Annotated in this window: 11 protein-coding genes; 4 read left to right on the top strand and 7 right to left on the bottom strand. The window is 57.7% G+C overall.

All coding sequences use genetic code 11. The features are described from left to right. Positions 1 to 296: 296 nt before the first annotated feature. From uvrC to uvrA, 4 genes are all read right to left on the bottom strand, one after another. A complete protein-coding gene (gene uvrC / locus KTF55_RS09335) occupies positions 297 to 2,237 on the bottom strand; it encodes an excinuclease ABC subunit UvrC (RefSeq protein ID WP_367303221.1) in 1,941 nt (646 codons plus the stop codon). A 6-nt stretch (positions 2,238 to 2,243) separates the two neighbouring features. Continuing rightward, a complete protein-coding gene (gene murJ / locus KTF55_RS09330; RefSeq protein WP_226790592.1) occupies positions 2,244 to 3,926 on the bottom strand; it encodes a murein biosynthesis integral membrane protein MurJ in 1,683 nt (560 codons plus the stop codon). 3 nt (positions 3,927 to 3,929) lie between these two features. Further along, on the bottom strand, positions 3,930 to 4,430 hold the full coding sequence (ybaK, locus tag KTF55_RS09325) for a Cys-tRNA(Pro) deacylase (protein ID WP_006236166.1): 501 nt from the start codon (positions 4,428 to 4,430) through the stop codon (positions 3,930 to 3,932). A 132-nt stretch (positions 4,431 to 4,562) separates the two neighbouring features. After that, positions 4,563 to 7,442 carry an excinuclease ABC subunit UvrA gene (uvrA, locus tag KTF55_RS09320; protein ID WP_217108454.1) on the bottom strand — a complete coding sequence of 960 codons (2,880 nt, stop codon included), beginning with the start codon at positions 7,440 to 7,442 and terminating at the stop codon, positions 4,563 to 4,565. A 193-nt stretch (positions 7,443 to 7,635) separates the two neighbouring features. Between uvrA and KTF55_RS09315 the strand changes: the two genes are divergently transcribed. The 4 genes from KTF55_RS09315 to KTF55_RS09300 all read left to right on the top strand — a co-directional run bounded on the left by KTF55_RS09315 (position 7,636) and on the right by KTF55_RS09300 (position 13,758). Beyond that, the gene (locus KTF55_RS09315; RefSeq protein ID WP_217108453.1) at positions 7,636 to 9,789 is read left to right on the top strand and encodes an LTA synthase family protein; all 2,154 of its coding nucleotides are present in this window, start codon (positions 7,636 to 7,638) and stop codon (positions 9,787 to 9,789) included. Between the two features lie 145 nt (positions 9,790 to 9,934). Then, the gene (locus KTF55_RS09310; RefSeq protein ID WP_217108452.1) at positions 9,935 to 10,765 is read left to right on the top strand and encodes an Mrp/NBP35 family ATP-binding protein; all 831 of its coding nucleotides are present in this window, start codon (positions 9,935 to 9,937) and stop codon (positions 10,763 to 10,765) included. Further along, complete coding sequence (locus KTF55_RS09305; protein ID WP_161144830.1) at positions 10,766 to 12,037, top strand: NAD(P)/FAD-dependent oxidoreductase; 1,272 nt, start codon at positions 10,766 to 10,768, stop codon at positions 12,035 to 12,037. Between the two features lie 80 nt (positions 12,038 to 12,117). Next, entirely contained in the window at positions 12,118 to 13,758 is a 1,641-nt protein-coding gene (locus KTF55_RS09300; RefSeq protein ID WP_161144829.1) for an NAD(P)/FAD-dependent oxidoreductase, read from the top strand. Positions 13,759 to 13,823: 65 nt separating this feature from the next. On the opposite strand, the gene uvrB is transcribed toward KTF55_RS09300, so the two are convergent. The 3 genes from uvrB to coaE are packed head-to-tail and all read right to left on the bottom strand — an operon-like array spanning position 13,824 to position 17,331. Further along, positions 13,824 to 16,064 carry an excinuclease ABC subunit UvrB gene (gene uvrB, locus KTF55_RS09295; protein ID WP_161144828.1) on the bottom strand — a complete coding sequence of 747 codons (2,241 nt, stop codon included), beginning with the start codon at positions 16,062 to 16,064 and terminating at the stop codon, positions 13,824 to 13,826. A gap of 51 nt (positions 16,065 to 16,115) precedes the next feature. After that, the gene (locus tag KTF55_RS09290) at positions 16,116 to 16,697 is read right to left on the bottom strand and encodes a lytic transglycosylase domain-containing protein (protein WP_217108451.1); all 582 of its coding nucleotides are present in this window, start codon (positions 16,695 to 16,697) and stop codon (positions 16,116 to 16,118) included. Beyond that, a complete protein-coding gene (gene coaE / locus KTF55_RS09285) occupies positions 16,690 to 17,331 on the bottom strand; it encodes a dephospho-CoA kinase (RefSeq protein ID WP_161145582.1) in 642 nt (213 codons plus the stop codon). The genes KTF55_RS09290 and coaE overlap by 8 nt, the downstream gene beginning before the upstream one ends. Positions 17,332 to 17,557: the final 226 nt, after the last annotated feature.

The following is a 17,557-nucleotide window of genomic DNA, read 5'->3' as shown; positions in this document are numbered from 1 at the left end:
ATATATACCTTACCTACCGACGAACCCAACTGAGGTGCCGCGCTCGGCGACCGATACATACATACGCTTGAACGGTATTTACTACCGTTCACCGAATTCGTTGACAAACGATTCGCCAGACAGTATGTATCGGCGAGGTGAGATATCAGTCTTCGTCAACCCGCAGGATAGCAGGGTTTTCGCTTGGGTTAGTCAAACGTTTTAGCGTTAATAAAACCCGAAACCAGCAGGCAATCATGGCGTAATAAATGGTTGAAAATCGCGCAATCATGTATATCAGTTGTTTAGAAGCGCATTTAGTTTTCGGAACGGTTGGCCGATGTCTGGGCGCGCTCGGCATTCCATGCAACGAGCGCCTCGTGGACCGCCTTGGCAACATCGGCAGGTATGCCGCGAACTTCCGCGATCTCTTGCTCGCTCGCCGCGCGCAAACGCTTCATCGAGCCAAAATGGCGCATAAGGGCACGTTTTCTGGTGGGTCCCACGCCCGGAACGTCATCGAGTACCGAAACCGTCATGGCTTTATCGCGCAACTCGCGGTGGAACGTGATGGCAAATCGGTGGGACTCATCGCGTACCTGTTTAATTAGATAGAGCGACGCGGACCCGGTCGGCAGCACGACGGGAGTCTCGTCCCAAGGCACAAAAACTTCCTCATCGGCCTTTGCCAAGCCACAAACTGGTATATCGAGCCCAAGAGCCTCAAGTTGCTTGATCGCAGCGGTCAATTGCGGCTTACCGCCATCGACAACGAGCAAATCGGGGCGCGAGCCAAAGCGCTCGTCGGCCATGCGCTCGGGAGCATAGCGTCGTCCCAAAACCTCGGACATCGACACGAAGTCGTTTGCCTCGTCCAATTCGGCCTGAATTTTAAAACGACGGTACTGGCTCTTGTCGGCGCGCCCGTTGGTAAGCACCACCATCGAGGCGACGGTAAAGGTTCCGTGCAGCGTCGAGATATCGAAGCACTCGATACGCATCGGCGGCGCCGGCAGCGCCAGCGCGCTTTCGAGCTCTAGGAGCGCTTGATTGGTGCGGTCGTCAGCGTACCCCGTTCGCATCATGTAGCGCATGAGGGCATGGCGCGCATTTTTGGATGCCATATCGAGCAAACGGTGCTTTTCGCCACGCTGCGGCCTATGGAGATGGCAGGAACGCTCGCGCTTACCTGCAAGCCACTCCCCCAGCGCCTCCGCATCCTCAAGCTCGACAGAGAGGTTTATCTCAGCTGGAATATCAGCCGTCTCGTCGTAATAGCGCTTAAGAAAGCCCGACTGGAGCTCTTCCTCGTCAACATCAAGACCCTTGTCGAGAATGAACTCGCAGGTGCGAACTGTTCGGCCCTCACGCACGACAAAGACGCAAGCGGCAGAGATGGTCTCCTCGCGATAGAAACCGATGACATCGATATCGACACTGGAGGGAAAAACGACTTGCTGACGGTCGTCCAGACCCCTGATGACCTCCAAACGACGCTTGACGCGTGCCGCGCGCTCAAAATCGAGTGCCTCGGCGGCATCCGCCATCTCGGAAGTCAGCTCGTCGACGACATCCTTGCGATGGCCCGACAAAAAGCGCTCGACACGCTTGACGTTCTTGGCATAGTCTGCCGGGGAAATCGCGCCGACACACGCACCCGGCCCGCGCCCGACATGGTAGTCGAAGCAGGGACGCCCGTTTTGTGCGCAAATCATATTGACGATGTCTTCCTCGCCCTTGTGGGACTCGATGATACGGCGACAACGACGCCACTCCGCACAGGATGCAGAGCAGATGGGGATAACCTTGCGCAGCGTATCTATCGTCTCACGTGCCGCACGGCTATCGGTATAGGGTCCAAAATAGCGCGTTCCCGGCTTATGACGCTCACGCGTGTATTTGATAGCGGGATACAGGTCGCCCTTTGTAATGGCGATAAAGGGGTAGCTCTTGTCATCCTTGAGGTCGACGTTAAAGTACGGATGGTACTGGCCGATCAGGTTGCGCTCGAGTACAAGCGCCTCATGCTCGGTTTCGACAACGATGTAGTCAAAGCTCGCAACCAATTGCATCATGAGCGGTATTTTTTGGCGCTCATCCTGCAGCGTCACGTACTGGCGCATACGGGAACGCAGGTTTTTCGCCTTGCCAACGTAGATGACATCGCCCTTGGCATCTTTCCAAAGGTAGCATCCGGGCTGCGTGGGAACGCGCGAAACCTGCTCGGCGAGTGTTGGAATGTTGTCGTGACCGGCCACACGCACCTACTTGCGACGAAGCAGCGCCGAGACCTCGGGCATCTTAAGGACAACGGCAAGGCCAAAGGTAACAGCAAGCGAGACGACACCCGCAACGCAAACGTAGCCAAGAGTAATCAGAATCGAGCCGCCAAGTGCCCCGACAAAGTGTTCAAGCGCCCACATGACGCCGGCGCCTGCGGCAGCACCCAGGCCGCCGAACAAAAGGCCAAAGAAACCGCCATGCAGGATAGATTTGACCTGAAGGCCACGCAGACGACGACGCAGCCACCACAGCGAGCAACCGACCAAGATCACGTAATCGACGACATACGAAAGCGCGATTGCCGGCATACCGAAGCCCAGCACAACGCCAAACAGCAGAACCGAGCCGGCCTGGCCGATGGCGGAATACAGGCAATAGCGGCTATAGGGCTTCATGTCGAGCAAGGCAGAGAAGCTCTTCTGCATCAACACGACCACGCCGTAGAGCGGCAGCGAGAGCGCCAGGTAGACAAGGTACTCGGACACCAGCGTCACGCCGGATTCATCGAACTTGCCAGCACAGTAGATCATGTTGAGCGGACGTGCGAAGACAATCAGGTACAGCGCGAACGGAATCAGGAAGAACAGCATCTGGGCGACGCCACGCGAAATGCCCGTGCGAACGCTGTCGTAATCCTTCTCCTGTGCGTCGTGAGAGAGCTCGGTATAGAGCGCCGTCGAAAGCGAGGCGGCAATCAGCGCGTAGGGCAGCGTGTACCACAGGCGCGCATAGGCGATGACGGAAGGACCAGTCTCGGGCTGGACCACCAGCGCGGCAGCGTTGGTGATAGAAGTCGAGACAAACATGCACACCGTGGCGAGCAGCGTCGGGATACCGAGCGCAATCGTCTGGCGCAGTGCGGGGTCCTTAAAGTCGATATGGATATGGGGATGCACGCCGTGCTTGCCAAGCGCGGGGATCTGACATGCCATCTGAACAAAGACACCGAGGGTCGTACCGGCCGCAATCAAGATGATGCCGGCACGTTCGCCAAACTGTGCGGACACGGGCGCAAAACCCATAAAGCTCGCAATGACGATCACATTGTTGAGGACCGGGGCAAACGTCGACCAGAAGTAGTCGCGGTGTGCGTTGAGAACGCCCGAGAACACCGAGCCCAAACCATAAAACAGAATCTGGATGGCAAAGAAACGGAACATGAACGCAGCGGTATCCATGCTGCCGCCGTCACCCGAAAGGAACGATTGCGTCCAGATAAAGCCCGGGGCGAACACGGTCCCCAGCAACGAAATGCCACCCAGCACCAAAAGCAGAATGCCGAGCAGGTTGCCCACGTACTCGTTCGAGGCCTCGCGACCCTGCTCACGCCTCACGCCCATGTACACGGGCAAAAACGCCGTCACGAGCATGCCGCCCATCACGAGTTCGTAGAGCATATTGGGCAGGTTGTTGGCGACTTGATAGGAGGACGAGAGTAGCGACATGCCGATAGCGGCCGCCATTGCCCACGTGCGGATAAAACCGGTGACGCGAGACACGATGGTCAGGATGGTCATAAGCCCGGCGGAACGACCAACCGTGGAGTAGTCCGACGAGCCCATGTCGTCAGTGTCATCTCGCGACGAAGGAGCTTCGGACGAGGGTGTCTGAGGCGCAGATTCTCTTGCAAAATGAGCTCCGCGCTTCAATTCTTCCTGCGGCATCGCTCAGTCCTCTCTCGTAATCGCGGCAACCGTCGCCCCGCAAAATGCAATTAAATCATCGGGTGCAAGCTCGAGCTGATAACCGCGCTTGCCTCCCGAAATAAAAATGGTATCCCAAAGGACACATGTCTCATCAATGAGCGTCCGGTAGCGTTTTTTCATACCGACCGGGCTGCAGCCGCCGCGAACGTAGCCAGTCGCCGCAAGCAAATCCTTCACATGCATCATGGCCAAGGACTTCTCCCCCGCGGCACGCGCGGCGGACTTTAGATCGAGCTCGTCGGCAACAGGGATGCAGCACACGACATAGTCGTTGGACGGTGTCACGCAGACCAAAGTCTTAAATCCTTGACCGGGCTCCTCGCCAAGCTGCTCCGAAATCGCGACCCCCAGGCCCACCGACTCATCACCATCGTCTTCGTACGTATGTAGAACATAGGAAATGCCGGCACTTTCCAGCTCGCGCATCGCATTGGTTTTTGGCGTCTTTACAGCCTTTGCCATGACATATCCTTTCCCTCGCATTCGGACGCAAAGATTAAGTATATGTCCAATTCGGCAGCATACGTCACTTCGACACAGCAAGCGCCATCGAATCACGAGGAGTCGATGGCGCCCATAAACTGAATCGCCTATTTATTGAGCATCAAGTTGAGCCTGGCGCTCCCGGTCACGCCTGAGCAACGGCGCCAAAAACTTGCCCGTATAACTCTGCGGACAGTCCGCAACCTGCTCCGGTGTACCCGAAACCACGACGGTTCCGCCGCCGTTACCGCCCTCGGGACCCATATCGATCAGGCGGTCGGCAACCTTGATGACATCAAGGTTGTGCTCAATCACCAGCACCGTGTTGCCCGCATCGACCAAGCGCTGCAGCACATCGAGCAGCTGGCGGACGTCCTCAAAATGAAGCCCGGTCGTCGGCTCGTCCAAAATATAGAACGTCTTGCCCGTCTGGCGTCGATGAAGCTCTTTGGCGAGCTTCACACGCTGCGCCTCGCCGCCCGAGAGCGTCGTGGCGGGCTGGCCCAGGCTCACGTAGCCTAAGCCTACATCGTACAGCGTCTGGAGCTTGCGCTTAATCTGCGGGATATTCCCAAAGAAGGCCAGCGCCTCGGTGACGCTCATGTCGAGCACGTCCGAGATGGTCTTGCCACGGTAGGTGACCTCGAGTGTCTCGCGGTTGTAGCGTTTACCGCCGCAAACTTCGCAGGGAACATAGATATCGGGAAGGAAGTGCATCTCGATCTTGATCTGCCCGTCGCCCTTGCACGCCTCGCAGCGCCCGCCACTCACATTAAAGGAGAAACGACCCGGCGAGTAGCCGCGCGCCTTCGACTCCGGCGTACTCGCAAACAGCGCGCGAAGATCATCCCACAGGCCGATATAGGTAGCAGGGTTGGAACGCGGCGTGCGGCCAATCGGCGACTGGTCGATATCGATAACCTTATCGATACACTCGATGCCCTCGATTTTCTTATACGGACCCACGGGGCGCGTCGAACGGTGAATAGCATTCGTAAGGGCAGGCGCAATGGTGTCGGTAACCAGGGAGCTCTTGCCTGATCCCGACACGCCGGTAACAACCGTAAGCGTACCAAACTCGATCTTGGCAGTAACGTTTTTGAGGTTGTTGGCTCGAGCGCCCGTAATTTTAAGGCAGCCGCGACCGGGCTTGCGCCGTTCATCAGGCACCCGAATCATTCGTTTGCCGGTCAGATAAGCGCCCGTCATCGACTCAGGACACGCCATGATATCAGCAGGCGTTCCCGCCGCGACTACGTGCCCGCCGTTGACACCGGCGCCGGGCCCCATGTCGATCACGTAGTCGGCGGCACGGATTGTATCCTCGTCGTGTTCGACGACGATAACGGTATTGCCGATATCGCGCAGGCGCTCGAGCGTCTTGATCAGGCGCTCGTTGTCACGCTGATGAAGACCGATCGAGGGCTCGTCCAGAATATAGAGCACGCCCATGAGACCCGCGCCGATCTGCGTTGCCAGTCGAATACGCTGTGCCTCGCCACCGGAAAGCGTCGCCGAGGCGCGATCGAGTGTCAGATAGTCGAGTCCAACATCGACCAGAAAACGCAGACGTTCCAGAATTTCCTTGACGATACGGCCGCCGATAAACTGTTGGCGCTCGGTGAGTTCCAAGCCCTCAAAAAACTCGAGCGATTCACGGCACGACAGGCAACAAACCTCGTAAATGGACTTACCGCCCACGGTGACGGCGAGCATCTCGGAGCGCAAACGAGCGCCGTGGCAGGTCGAGCACGGCTCCTCGCGAATGTACTTCTCCAGGCGCGCCTTGGTGTTCTCGTTCGTCGTCTCGGTATAGCGTTCGTACAGGATGTTGCGAACGCCCGAAAACTTGGTATCCCACTGGCTGCGACGTCCGTCGAGCTTTTGGTAGTCGACCGAGATCTTCGTATCGCCCAGGCCATCCAAGAATGCACGACGCACGCGAGGGGGCAAGTCCTCCCACGGCGTATCAGCGCTCACCTTAAAGTGTTTGCAGACCGCAGCAAAAATCTGCGGATAGTAGTTCGAATTGCCAAACAGGCTACCAAAGACTCCGTCGGCAATGGACTTCGAGGGGTCCTCGATCAGCGCCTCGGCATCAACGGTTTTCTTAAAGCCCAGGCCGTCGCACTCAGGACATGCGCCATAGGGAGCGTTAAACGAAAAATCACGCGGCTGCAGGTCATCGATGGAGTGTCCATGCTCCGGGCACGCTAACGCCAGCGAATACTCCAGCAACTCGCCTTCGGTCCCCTCGGGAGCGTCGCGGTCGGGCAGCAAGTATACGTTCACATTGCCGTGCGCCAGCGCAGTCGCCTGTTCAACGGACTCGGCAATACGGCCCAGCGAGTTCTCGCGAATCACGATGCGGTCGACCACGACCTCGATATCGTGCTTGAATTTCTTATCCAAATCGATAGGGTCATCAAGCGAGCGAACCTCGCCGTCGACACGCACGCGGCTAAAGCCCTCGGCGCGAAGGTCCTCAAACAGCTTGGTGTACTCGCCTTTTCGCCCGCGCACCACCGGTGCCAGCACAAACGCGCGGCGGCCCTCCCCCGCCGCCAAGACCTTGTCGGCAACCTGGTCGGTCGTCTGGCGCTCAATGACGCGGCCGCATTCGGGACAGTGCGGGGTGCCCACACGGGCGAACAGCAGGCGCAGATAGTCATAAATCTCGGTTACAGTGCCAACCGTCGAGCGAGGGTTTTTAGACGTCGTCTTTTGGTCGATCGACACCGCCGGCGAAAGGCCGTCGATTGAATCCAAGTCGGGTTTGTCCATCTGGCCCAAGAACTGGCGCGCATAGCTCGAAAGACTCTCGACGTATCGACGCTGGCCCTCGGCATAGATAGTGTCAAATGCCAGCGAACTCTTGCCCGAGCCAGAAAGACCGGTAATGACCACGAGTTGGTCACGCGGAATGGAAACATCGATATCACGGAGGTTGTGCTCACGAGCGCCGCGAATAACGATAGAAGAATCAGACATGGAAGCTCCTTGCCTCCTATTGCATCGAATCATACTGCCGATGAGTTTAGCGCACTCGACGCGCACAGATGTTCGTAATACAAGATTCGCAGACCTTTAGCTTTGCGTATCGGGCGCTTTGTTTCTCGAAATGCCGTGGAAAGGTTACAGTAATCTAATACTGAACTTAATTTGCCGTAACAGAGGAACGTCCATGACCGAAGATATCCCCCTTGAAATCACTTCGAGCGACATGGCCAATCTGCCCATATTCATCGCCGTCCTTATCGTGGCCATCGTCGTGGTGCGCGTATATTTTTCAATCAAACACAATGAAAAGCCGCCCATTGCCCGCGTCTTTTGGTGCGCGACGCTCCTCATCCCGCTCGGCATGGTAGCTGCATGGATTACGAATCAATTGCTCGTAAATGAGGACAATTCCCTATGGGTCCTTTCTTATTCGGCGCTCGGTGCTACCGCCGTCATACTTCTTGTCGAGCCCTTGGTTTCGGGACTTATCGACCAAACCGATCTTGCGACGGGAACGGTTGCCTGTATTTGCCGTGACATCCTTGTCATCGCCGCTGTTTCAGCGCTCTCGTTCGTTTCACTCGAAATTGCCTGTAACGAAACGTTCTATCGCATTCCCGCCAACTCATTCGGGTTTTCCGTCGGGCTGCTCGCGACGGTTCTGCTCTCCCTTTATTTGCTGGGACAGCGTCATGGAGGCGTCATGGCCCTCGTGCCCGTCGTCTGTTGCATCCTTGGCATTGCCGAGCACTTCGTCATAACGTTTAAAGGCGAGGCCATCCTGCCAAGCGATATCTTGGCCCTTGGCACCGCAATGGAAGTGAGCGAGGGATACGAGTTTACCTTTACCGCCGGAATCGTAACCTCTCTAGCCCTGCTGGAGATTTCCCTGGGGCTTCTTTCGCTTATCCGACCGCACAAGCTCCGTACGCCCACCCATGTCTTCCCCGCAATCGCCGCTAACCTCTGCGCTTTTCTGCTAGTGACCGTTGTGGGGCTCTCGGGCTTTTCCAGCATCGACTTGGAGCAGGCGCTGAATTTTGGATTTGACCGTTGGCAGCCCATCACCACGTATGCGTCTCAGGGTTTTATCACTTCGTTCACCGAAATGGTCAACGAGTTGCCCATTGAGAAGCCCGAAGGCTATACGCCCGATGAGGCGCAGAGCATCGAGCAGGAGCTCGCCGCCACCTACGACAGCACGTATGGCTCGAGCGAGCAGCGCGCGGCGGCCGTTGCCCAGTTCAATGAAATCAAGCCGACGATTGTTGCCGTCATGAACGAGAGTTTTAGCGACCTTTCGTGCTTTGAGCAGCTCCAGGCGGCCGGGTACACCGGCCCCGCATTCTACAACTCGCTTCCCGACACACTTGTTCGCGGCACCATGCTCGCTTCGGTCGCCGGTGGCGGAACGGCGAACTCCGAATTCGAATTTTTGACCGGAGCGACAACGGCCTTTGTCGGATTAGGCAAAATCCCCTATCAGCTATATCAGATGAATGGCGTCAACAGCCTGGCAAAGGACCTTAAGGAGCTTGGGTATACCGCTACCGCTATGCACCCGCAAAACCCCGTCAACTACCATCGAGATAAAATCTATCAGCAGCTGGGCTTTGGAGACTTTCTTTCAATCGGCGATTTCGAAGGTGCGCCCTGTTACCATGCCGGCGTATGCGACTACGCCACCTACGACAAGATACTCGACCTGCTTAGAACCGACGAAGCCCCGCAGTTCATCTTTGACGTCACGATGCAAAATCACGGCGGCTACGACTATGGCACCGTTCCCGCCGAGGAGCTGACAAACTATTGGGTCGAGGGAGCCAGCGAGGGTGCCAATAGCGCGCTCAACACCTATCTTACCTGCATCGACGCATCCGACCGGGACCTCGAGTACTTTATCAACGAGCTCCGCAATATCGGCAGACCGGTTGTCCTTGTCTTTTTTGGCGACCATCAGCCGAGCGCCGCAACGACTCTCAACGACGAGCTGTACCCTCAGGAAGATACGGCAAGCCACGCTTTCCGTATCTATCAGTCGACATATTTTGTCTGGGCTAACTATGAAATCGCCGGCAATACCGAGCTCAACGTCTACGACACCGTCGGGGCAAACGAGATTGCAGCCATTACCCTTAATAAGATCGGCGCCCCGCTCACCGACTATCAAAAGGCTCTGCTTGCAACAAGGTCAGATGTGCCCACCATCAATGTCGCCGGCTACCTTGGTGCCGACGGGCTGCGCTACGACTTGGAATCTGAAGACAGCCCATACGCCTCGACGATCGACAAGCTGCAGCGCATGCAATACCTCGAGTTCGCCAGCAAAGTTCAGTAAGCCCGCCCATTCGCTTGGACCCATCGTATTGCAAGCACGCTCGGCCCAAATGCATCGCAAATGACTCCCGCTCGCAAACGAGGGTACAATGACGCTCGTGTCACATCACGGGGCCCCGGCCCCAACATATACAAAGGAGTCATACATGGGTTGCGAGCATGCACAGGCCGCCGGCGGACAAACGTCGCCGTCGCAATTTGAGGAGAACACGCTGTCCGAGGTCAAACGCGTCATCGCCGTGCTTTCCGGCAAGGGCGGTGTCGGCAAGTCGTTTGTCACCGGTGCCATCGCCACCGAGCTTGCCCGTCACGGCCACAAGGTCGGCGTCCTCGATGCCGACATCACCGGTCCCTCTATCCCCAAGATGTTCGGTATGAGCGGACGCCACGTCCATGCCCTTGGCAACCTCATGCTGCCTGAAATCTCCGAGCACGGCGTCAAGGTCATGAGCTCCAACCTTCTGCTCCAAAACGAGACCGACCCCGTCCTTTGGCGCGGTCCGGTCATCGCAGGCGCCATCAGGCAGTTCTGGAGCGAGACCTCGTGGGGCCCCATCGACTACCTGCTGGTCGACATGCCTCCGGGAACAGGCGACGTCGCACTCACCGTCTTCCAGTCACTGCCCGTCGACGGCATCGTCATCGTCACGAGCCCGCAGGATCTGGTCTCGATGATCGTCGCCAAGGCGGTCAACATGGCCGAGAAGATGAACGTCCCCATTCTGGGCATCGTCGAGAACATGAGCTATATTGAGTGCCCCGACTGCGGCAAGAAGATCGAGGTCTTTGGCAAGAGCAAGCTCCCCGAGGTCGCAGAGCGCTATAACCTCGACATCTTGGGCACGCTTCCCATTAATCCGGCACTCGCCGAGGCCTGCGATAAGGGCGAGGTCGAGACCGCGCTGCCCGATGGCATGTTGCCCAAGGCAGTCTCTGCCGTCGAGGCTATTACCCCGCACGAGACCAACGAGGCCTAAGTGAACACGAGCGCCTTCTATGACGTCCTGGTAATCGGCGGCGGGGCTTCAAGCCTCGCCGCCGCCATTACGGCCGCACGTGCTGGCAAAAGCGTCTGCATCGTTGAGCGCGATGTCGCCTGCGGCCTTAAGCTCCTTGCGACCGGTAACGGCCGCTGCAACCTCTCCAACGAATCGATTGATCCTCAGCGGTATAACCACCCCGCATTCGTCGAATCTGTCATGGGCCCCCAACCCGAACAAGAGCTTATGGGTTTCTTCTCCTCGCTGGGCATCATGACAACCTCCGAGGAAGGCCGGCTGTACCCGCGCTCCCTTCGCGCCGAATCGGTGCGCGACGCACTTCTCAATGTTTGCGACCGCCTGGGTATCACCTTAATCTGCGGAGCCAACGTTGCCTCGGCACACAAAGCTTCCGAAGGCTGGGCACTCCAAATAGACCGTCCAGCGCGGGCGCTCAAGGCAAAAAAGCACGACGACCGAAAATCGGAGCTCCGCTCGCTTCGGAAAGCGCTCGCCGATGTCCCTCGCAAGAACGAGGCCCTGGAGGCACATGCCGTAATTATCGCCACGGGTGGCAACCCCACCGGTATCGCCGATACGTTTCGCCTCCCCCTCACTTCGCTGCGCCCCATCCTCTGCCCCGTATCGGCAACGGTCGTCGGCGATCGGGCGGCACTCAAGACGTTGGATGGCCTGCGCGTCCGCGCCCGCTTGACGCTCGCCCGCAATCATAATGAGCTCTGGCACGAAGACGGTGAAGTCCTGTTTCGAACCTTCGGTATCTCGGGCGTCGCTGTCTTCAACCTCTCCCGTCGTATCCAGCGCGGCGATACGATCCTGCTCGACGTTTTCCCCGACCTCTCTAAAGACGAGTTGCTCGATATGCTTAACCGGCGCGTTGAGCTGCTCGGCGGCTTTTCGCCCCGCGATCCCCGTTGGCTCGACGGTATGCTTGCCCCGCAACTCTCCCGCGTCGTCTGCACAGCGTTCGAGCAGTGCCATCCAGGCTCCAACGATGTCATCCACCTGGTCTCGATCCTCAAGCACTTTAAGTTGCTCGTCGAAGGAACCGCCGAGGAGCGCTCGGCGCAGGTCACGCGTGGTGGCATATCTGTCGAGAGCATCTCAACACCCAGTCTACGCGCGCGCAGCGTTGTCGACGCCCCGCTTTACGTCTGCGGCGAAGCGCTCGACATCGACGCCGATTGCGGAGGCTTTAACCTTGCGTGGGCATGGCTCTCGGGCATTCGCGCTGCAAGCAGCCTGTAGCCGCGCAGTCTATAATCAAAAACGCATTCGGGCCGTCTGGGATACCGGACGGCCTCTTTCTTGCCTCTAAGGAGACCTCGATGATCGAAATCACCCAAGTCAACGCGTCGCTCGATGAAGCCGGCGATGAAAATGCCTGCCTCATTGTTGGCAAGCGAGTCGCCAAGCGCGTCCTACGTTGCAAGGGCTCCGAGATCAAGTCCATCGAGCTCCACCGCAAGTCAATCGACGCTCGCAAAAAACGAGACGTCCATTTTATCCTGAGCTTTCGTGTTGAGCTGACCAGTCCCCACCTCGAGCGAGAGGCGGTCGGCAGCGTTTCCGAACGTGACCGCTCGCACGTACGCGCGATAGATGACGATGAGCCTTCATTCCCCTTCCCCGTTTCCGGCGCACCCAAAGAGCGCCCCGTCGTCATCGGCGCCGGATGCGCTGGCCTTTTCGCCGCGCTAACGCTCGCCAAAGCAGGTCTTAAGCCCTTGCTCATCGAGCGCGGCGACCCGGCATTTCGCCGCTCGCATGCGATCGACCTCTTTCTAAAGGAGCGCATCCTCGACCCCGAGAGTAATATCCAGTTTGGTCTGGGCGGCGCGGGGACCTTCTCGGACGGCAAGCTCAATACGGGAACAAAAAATCCCGCCCATCGCCTTATCCTCGAAACCTTCGTCGAGGCGGGTGCGCCCCGCGATATTCTGTGGGATGCCAAGCCGCACATTGGCTCCGACATCCTTCCCACGGTTGTCACCGCTATATCCCAGCGCATCGAGCAGCTCGGAGGTATCGTCCGTTATCGAACAAAGCTCGTCGACATTCACATCGACGCGTCTGGCGCCATCACCGGTATTGATGTCCAATCGTCCCAAGACGCCGCTTACGAGCCAATCGAGACAAAGCACCTCATCCTCGCCTGCGGGCATTCTGCTCGCGATATTTTTGAGCTCCTTAAGGACCACAACGTGGCCCTCGCACAAAAGACCTTTGCCATGGGCGTTCGCATCGAGCATCCGCAGCGCGATATCGACCGAGCCCAATATGGAGCCTTGGCGGGACATCCTGCCCTCGGAGCAGCCCCCTACAAGCTCGTCGCCCATCTTCCCAACGGCCGCAGCGTGTTCTCGTTTTGCATGTGCCCCGGCGGGCAGGTTGTCGCCGCCTCTTCCGAGCAGGGCCACCTGTGCGTCAACGGCGCCAGCCTCAATGCCCGCGACGGACGCAACGCAAACGCCGCCCTGCTCGTTAACGTCACGCCTGAGGACCTTCCCAACGATGACCCGCTCGCCGGCATCGAGCTCCAGCGCGCCTGCGAGGCGGCCGCCTATCGCCTGGGCGGTTCCAACTGGAACGCACCGGCACAACTCGTCGGAGATTTCCTCGCAGGACGCGCCAGCAAGGCGCCCGGAAAGGTAAAGCCCACCTATCCGCTCGGTGTGACCTGGACGGCAATTGACGAAGCCCTGCCGCAGCATATCGTCGAGTCGCTCCGCCTGGGACTTCCCCTACTCGGAAAAAAGCTACGAGGCTACGACCGCCCCGATGCCGTTCTTACCGGCGTGGAGACTCGTTCGAGCTCACCTGTCACTGTCACCCGAGACCGAACGTGCCATGCCGTGTCGACCCCGGGCCTCTACCCTTGTGGTGAGGGAGCTGGATATGCCGGCGGCATCATGAGCGCGGCCACCGACGGCATCCGTTGTGCCGAAGCCCTGATTGCAGACCTCTAACGCACGAATTCCAGTGCGCAAAAGACACAGGCCCCGAGCTCCACAGGGAACTCGGGGCCTGTTCGCTATTTCTTAAACCGTGCGCCCTGGCGTTTTCTGCCCGATGCGAACGTGGAACCCTTGCGGGCCTGTGAACGTAAGCGCTCGATCGTCTCGTCCTCAGACGCGCCCTCGAGCATCGCCCGAATCTGAACGACGGCATCGCGCAGGCGCGCCGCCTCCTCAAAGTCCATGGCGGCAGAAGCGTTACGCATATCCTCTTCCATGGATTCGACAATCCGCACAAGCTCGTCATGCGGCAGTTCTTCCATCTGCTCCGCAAGTGTCTGCTCGGGCGCCACCGTTTCCGGCACGCCGCCCTCGCCCGACTCATCGGGCGTATAGAATGCGCCATGGCCAAGAGAGTCGCCCTTCGAGCGCCCCTTGGAACCCACGGTTTTTTCGGCCTCGGCAATAAAACTTGAGATGTCGTTGATGGCCTTGCGCACTGTCTTGGGCACAATGCCATGCTCTTCGTTATATGCCATCTGAATCTCACGACGGCGCTGCGTCTCCTCGATGGCCTCTTTCATCGAATCGGTCACAACGTCTGCATACATGATGACTTCGCCATCGGCGTTACGGGCCGCGCGGCCAATCGTCTGAATCAGCGAACGGCGGTTGCGCAAGAAGCCTTCCTTATCGGCATCGAGAATTGCCACCAGTGAGACCTCGGGGAGATCCAAGCCCTCGCGAAGCAGGTTGATGCCAACGAGGACATCGATCTTGCCCTCGCGCAGCGTTCGCAGGATCTCGACACGGTCCATTGTCGCCGTATCAGAGTGCATGTAATTGACCTTAATGCCCGCGTCGAGCAGATGGTCGGTCAGGTCCTCGGCCATGCGCTTGGTCAACGTGGTCACCAGCACGCGCTCCTTGCGGGCAACGCGCTCGCGAATCTCGTCCTCAAGATCGTCAATCTGCCCACGAACCGGACGCACATCGATCTTGGGATCGAGCAGACCGGTCGGACGAATAATCTGCTCAACGTCGTTCTGGCTAACCCGCAGCTCATAGTCGCCCGGTGTTGCCGAAACGTAGATGAACTGGGGAATCCTCGCCTCAAACTCATCGAAACGAAGCGGGCGGTTATCGAGCGCCGAGGGCAGGCGAAAACCGTGTTCCACCAGCGTCACCTTACGCGAGCGGTCACCTTCGTGCATGCCGCGAATCTGCGGCACCGTCACATGGCTCTCATCGATGATGCAGAGCATATCCTTGGGAAAGTAATCGATTAGGGTAAACGGCGGCTCACCCGGCTTGCGACCGTCCAGATGACGCGAGTAGTTCTCGATGCCGTTGCAAAAGCCCATCGTCTCGAGCATCTCAAGATCATAATCGGTGCGCTGCTGCAGACGCTGCGCCTCGAGCAACTTGTCGGTCGCCTTGAGCTCCGCCACGCGCTTCTCGCACTCTTCGCTGATCGATTTCAGAGCCGCCTTGACCTTCGGCTTCTCGGTCACGTAGTGCGATGCCGGCCATACGGGGATGGCCTCGTACTCACGAAGCATCTCACCGGTGACCTCATCGATCTCGGCAATCAGCTCGACCTCGTCGCCAAAGAACTCAAACCGCAACGGATGCTCGGCATAAGGCGGATACACGTCGACAACATCGCCGCGCACGCGGAACGTGCCGCGTGCCAGGTCATAGTCATTGCGATCATATTGAATGTCGATAAGTGCATGGATAAAGTCATCGCGCTCGAGCGGCACCTTCTTGTCGACGTTTGGAGCCAGACCCGCATAGTCCTCAGGAGAGCCAATGCCATAGATACACGAGACCGATGCGACAACGATCACATCGCGTCGAGAGAGCAGCGATGCGGTCGCCTGATGTCGCAGCATCTCAACCTCTTCGTTAATCGAGGAGTCTTTCTCGATATATGTATCGCTTTGCGGCACATACGCCTCGGGCTGATAGTAGTCGTAGTACGAGACGAAGTAGACCACAGCGTTGTTGGGAAAGAACTCTTTGAGCTCGCTCGCAAGCTGAGCGGCGAGCGTTTTATTCGGAGCCATGACCAGCGTCGGCTTTCCCAGGGCCTCGATAGTCTTTGCCATCGTGAAGGTCTTGCCCGAACCAGTCACGCCCAGCAAAACCTGATAGCGGTCTCCGTCCCTCACGCCCTGCACAAGCGACTCAATGGCCTTAGGCTGGGAACCGGCAGGCTCATAGGGAGACACGACCTTAAACGGCACGTCAGAGCCTTCAACGCCAAAGCGCTTAAGTTCACCACCAACGCGTTCTACTTCAAATTCCGCCATGGATACTCCTAACTCATATATCTGCAGTATACGCAGGCGGCAGGCATAGTCCTATACGAACCGATCGGGATAGAGGGTCTTGTAGCGAACCCAGGCATTATTGACACGAATCAGATACGCCTGCGTCTCGGGAAAGGTGATTGCATTATGAAGCGACGTACTCTGCTGCGCCCATCCGTCGACATTGCCCATGCCGGCGTTATAGGCGGCAATGGCACTGTCAGTCGACCCGTTAAAATACGCTAGAAGATACGAGAGATACGCACAGCCAAACTCGATATTCGTAGCCGGATCGTTAAGGTTGTCGGCCGAATACTCGCCACCGTCGACAAGGCCCTTGGCGATCATATCCTGGGCAGTCTCGGGCATCAGCTGCATCAATCCCTGAGCACCCTGATTCGACTCGGCCTCGGGATCCCAATTCGATTCAGACTTAATGACAGCGCACACCAGATACGGATCCAGATTATGCGAAATACTGGATTGCTTTACATACGCCTCGTAGTCAATCGGATACAGCGGCTTAAAGAAAGCGGCAGGAGCATACGAGTAAACGAATGAAATAAGGCCGAAGGCAAAAACGGCAACCAGCGGTATAAGGCGATACCACGTAAGGAAACGTGTCTTAGGCATCGGCCTCCTCCTTATCCACTACATCCCCGAACCCATGGCGCGAAAGCCATGCGTCCAGTTGTTCAAAGAGCGAGTTATCGTCTGCCGCATTGTCAATCACAGTTGTAGCGAGATTGCACAGCGCAGACTCTTCGGGCTGGCAAGCAGAACGGGCATCGAAATCAGATGGCTCCATGCCACGTTGAATAGCGCGCTCGCGACGAACTGACAAAGGGGCGCTGATGACCAGAATTTCATCAGCCAAGCCAAATGCATCCTCAAAACCAGTCGGAGCAGAAACCTCGACCACTGCAAAGCGATAACGAGGAGATGAAACCGTACAACAAACCGGATCGAGAATCCTAAGCGAAAGCTGTTCAATGAGAACGGGATGCACAATGCCATTGAGCCGTGCGACCGAATCAGGAGAAGCAAAAGCTCGAGAAGCGAGGATGTTGCGGCGAATGCCGCCATCCTCATCCAAAATGTCCCAACCGAATTCATCCGCGAGAGCATTGACGATATCAGAGCCCGGCACATACAGCGATTTTGCAAGCTCATCCAGATCGATTAGCATAGCGCCACGAGATTCGAAATAGCGGCAGGCAGTCGACTTACCCGAAGCAATATTGCCCAAGACAAATACGGTAAACATCAAGCCCTCCCTAACGCCAATGCGAGTAATTATCGCTCAAATACACTAGAAGAACTCAAAATACAGCCAAACAGTAAGAGCGAATACGGGGGAGCTAGGTCCCAAAGTACAACGTGTATATAACGCAAAAAGGGGGAGGCCGCGAGGCCTCCCCCTTCTCAGTTCAAGCGTACGGCTCGGTGCCGTCCACCGGTCAGCGGCGCCCTGGCCTCCCACGGGCTGACCC

Origin of the sequence: Collinsella sp. MSK.8.10 (assembly GCF_019041915.1) — a bacterium.
Taxonomy (GTDB): Bacteria; Actinomycetota; Coriobacteriia; order Coriobacteriales; family Coriobacteriaceae; genus Collinsella.
Note: the sequence above shows the minus strand (reverse complement) of the source record. Positions and strands in the feature narration are given on the sequence as shown.

Excerpts from the sequence above, each read along its gene's own strand:
- coaE (WP_161145582.1), bottom strand. The coding sequence starts at position 17,331 with ATGTTTACCGTATTTGTCTTGGGCAATATTGCTTCGGGTAAGTCGACT.
- KTF55_RS09290 (WP_217108451.1), bottom strand. The coding sequence starts at position 16,697 with ATGCCTAAGACACGTTTCCTTACGTGGTATCGCCTTATACCGCTGGTT.
- uvrA (WP_217108454.1), bottom strand. The coding sequence starts at position 7,442 with ATGTCTGATTCTTCTATCGTTATTCGCGGCGCTCGTGAGCACAACCTC.
- ybaK (WP_006236166.1), bottom strand. The coding sequence starts at position 4,430 with ATGGCAAAGGCTGTAAAGACGCCAAAAACCAATGCGATGCGCGAGCTG.
- KTF55_RS09310 (WP_217108452.1), top strand. The coding sequence starts at position 9,935 with ATGGGTTGCGAGCATGCACAGGCCGCCGGCGGACAAACGTCGCCGTCG.
- KTF55_RS09300 (WP_161144829.1), top strand. The coding sequence starts at position 12,118 with ATGATCGAAATCACCCAAGTCAACGCGTCGCTCGATGAAGCCGGCGAT.
- KTF55_RS09315 (WP_217108453.1), top strand. The coding sequence starts at position 7,636 with ATGACCGAAGATATCCCCCTTGAAATCACTTCGAGCGACATGGCCAAT.
- murJ (WP_226790592.1), bottom strand. The coding sequence starts at position 3,926 with ATGCCGCAGGAAGAATTGAAGCGCGGAGCTCATTTTGCAAGAGAATCT.
- uvrB (WP_161144828.1), bottom strand. The coding sequence starts at position 16,064 with ATGGCGGAATTTGAAGTAGAACGCGTTGGTGGTGAACTTAAGCGCTTT.